This is a genomic window from Pumilibacter intestinalis, assembly GCF_943193005.1.
Taxonomy (GTDB): domain Bacteria; phylum Bacillota; class Clostridia; order Christensenellales; family Pumilibacteraceae; genus Pumilibacter; species Pumilibacter intestinalis.
In genome coordinates this window covers 1-2,049 of record NZ_CALPCH010000040.1, presented here as the reverse complement: position 1 = coordinate 2,049, position 2,049 = coordinate 1, and the positions used below count along the sequence as shown (strand labels likewise).

Annotated in this window: 3 protein-coding genes; all 3 read right to left on the bottom strand. The window is 44.0% G+C overall.

The window, feature by feature from the left end; genetic code table 11:
* A partial coding sequence (locus NFR55_RS10380) for an InlB B-repeat-containing protein (protein WP_251548827.1) occupies positions 1-878 on the bottom strand: 878 nt, incomplete at its 3' end.
* Between the two features lie 76 nt (positions 879-954).
* Positions 955-1,170: a hypothetical protein gene (locus NFR55_RS10375; RefSeq protein ID WP_251548825.1), complete on the bottom strand. Its 216-nt coding sequence runs from the start codon at positions 1,168-1,170 to the stop codon at positions 955-957.
* Positions 1,171-1,372: 202 nt separating this feature from the next.
* Positions 1,373-1,840 carry a hypothetical protein gene (locus tag NFR55_RS10370; protein WP_251548823.1) on the bottom strand — a complete coding sequence of 156 codons (468 nt, stop codon included), beginning with the start codon at positions 1,838-1,840 and terminating at the stop codon, positions 1,373-1,375.
* Positions 1,841-2,049 lie beyond the last annotated feature (209 nt).

Genomic DNA, 2,049 nt, shown 5'->3' with positions numbered 1-2,049 from the left:
TTGTTGTATATGCTACCGTCCGCCAATGCCCAACCCTTAAAGTTATAACCTATGCGGATAGGAGTAGGAGCGGAAGCGACGGTATTCCAATTGAGCACCTCGCTCTCTATGGGCGTGCCGCCTGCGACGTCATATGTAACGGTATAGCGGTTTATATTAAAATGCGCATGCAGTGCCGTATCTTCGTATATGGGCGCACCGTCGTAAACTCGGCAACTGCTTCCGTGCTCTGCCTGTGTTCCGTAATACCACCCCGCAAAGGTATGCCCCTCTTTGGTGGGTTCGGCGGGCAACGGTAAACTCGGTTTTGGAGTTAATTCGTATGTAACAATACACCAAGGTCTATCCGAATCAACAGCATAACGCCAAAAATCTACGCTGTAATACTCTAAACAATTATCGTGAAATTTAGGAGAAATGTATTCATTACCTGCATAAGTATATACCTGAACATTTACCGAAACAACGTCATAATTAGGCAAAGGAGATGTTTTTGGAAAATATACCGTACAATAAATTTCAAATGCATTTTCCATTCCTAAATACGGCGAAAAGCGAACTCCCTGTGAAGTTACAGTATCATTTACATTATTTTTCAAAACAATGTATCCTTGAGGCTCAGATACAAACTTTTCCGTTAGATTTTTAGAAGCCAAATATTCTTCGAAAGTCGGCTTTTCTTCATTTTCCGCAAACAACGCCGAACTTACATAACTTGCCGTTTCGGGCGAGGTTTGCTCCGATTGTGTTTTTTCCTCTTTTCCGAACCACTCGCTCGGCTTTGCTTTACCTCTGCCGAATAATTGCAAGCCGCCCAACGTGAGCGCGGCTATGATTATAACCATGAGTATGGATATAAAAGTTAATTGCTTTTTCATGCTTCCCATTTCTTTTATTTACTCCTTTTTCATATAAAGTCGAAAGCCCGACAATGTTTTTGCCGGGCTGTAGTGCCTATTTTCCTTTACGTTGCGCCTTGCGGTTGGGCGGATATTTGCTCGGGTCAAACGATTTGTAGCCGTTAATAAACGACTGCTTGTTGTTCGGGTTCTTGAACGCAATCGCTCTTTCTTCTTCGGCAAGTTTGTAACCCTGCCCGGAATAGTACGCGCGTTTTTCTGCCGCAGTATATCCGCCGCTCCGTCTTTGCTTTTCTTGATAATTTGGCATTCTTTTCTCCTTTCCCCTTATCGCTGGGGGCTACGATTTTTTATTATTACAATTGTGCCGAAATAGGGGAACGAACCCTACAAAGCCGACCACTCGGTTTCGGCATAGTGGGGAAACGGGCTAACCTACCAAGAAATCCCGTTTCCCACAGGGGGTATTTATATAACCGTCGGAGGCAACCCGGACGGATTATATAACGGGGTTAATGAAAAGAACTTTCTTCTTCGGCGGATTCGGTATCGAGTTGTGTTTTGAAATACGCCGAAGCCAGCATACTGAATACGCTTGCGTCTTCTTCGCGCTTTACGCCGAATTCGAGGGTGCCTTCACCGAAAGGATTTTGAACGAACATTCCCGGATATGTAACTTTCCGCTTTTTGCGTTTACTGTAATATTGCGCGAGTTTTATTTCGCCGTCTATCTCGAATTCGTCACAACTGCGCAAAAGCTTCTTTGCCGAATAATCGAAAGTTCCTTTAACGTTGCGCCATTTCGGCGTTATGCGAACGTCGGTAAAGTCTTCGTCGTCGAACGGATTTTCGAGTACTACCGAAACGTAAGACCGCATTTCGCGCGTAGTTTCGTCGTAATACTCACCCATGCTCACAGTTGCATGGAAGGGAAGTGCCTTTGTAGTTACAACTTCGTTTTGTTTAATGTTTTGTGCCATTTTCTACTCCTTTGGCTGCTGATTTGTCGCAACCTAACATGAAATTTATTTGCTATCCGCTTTTGCGGTTGTAGCCGTTGTTATTTTTGTGAATTTTTGTTCGCGGCTTCGAAACGACGTCGCGACTTTTTTCACTCACGTGTGTGAATTTTTGGACGTGCAACTTTAGCATCGCAAATTCGAATTTGCACCAAACACACTCTTGAACA

What these genes read in the sequence shown, in the direction of transcription:
- NFR55_RS10370 (WP_251548823.1), bottom strand. Translation starts at nt 1,840, where the DNA reads ATGGCACAAAACATTAAACAAAACGAAGTTGTAACTACAAAGGCACTT.
- NFR55_RS10375 (WP_251548825.1), bottom strand. Translation starts at nt 1,170, where the DNA reads ATGCCAAATTATCAAGAAAAGCAAAGACGGAGCGGCGGATATACTGCG.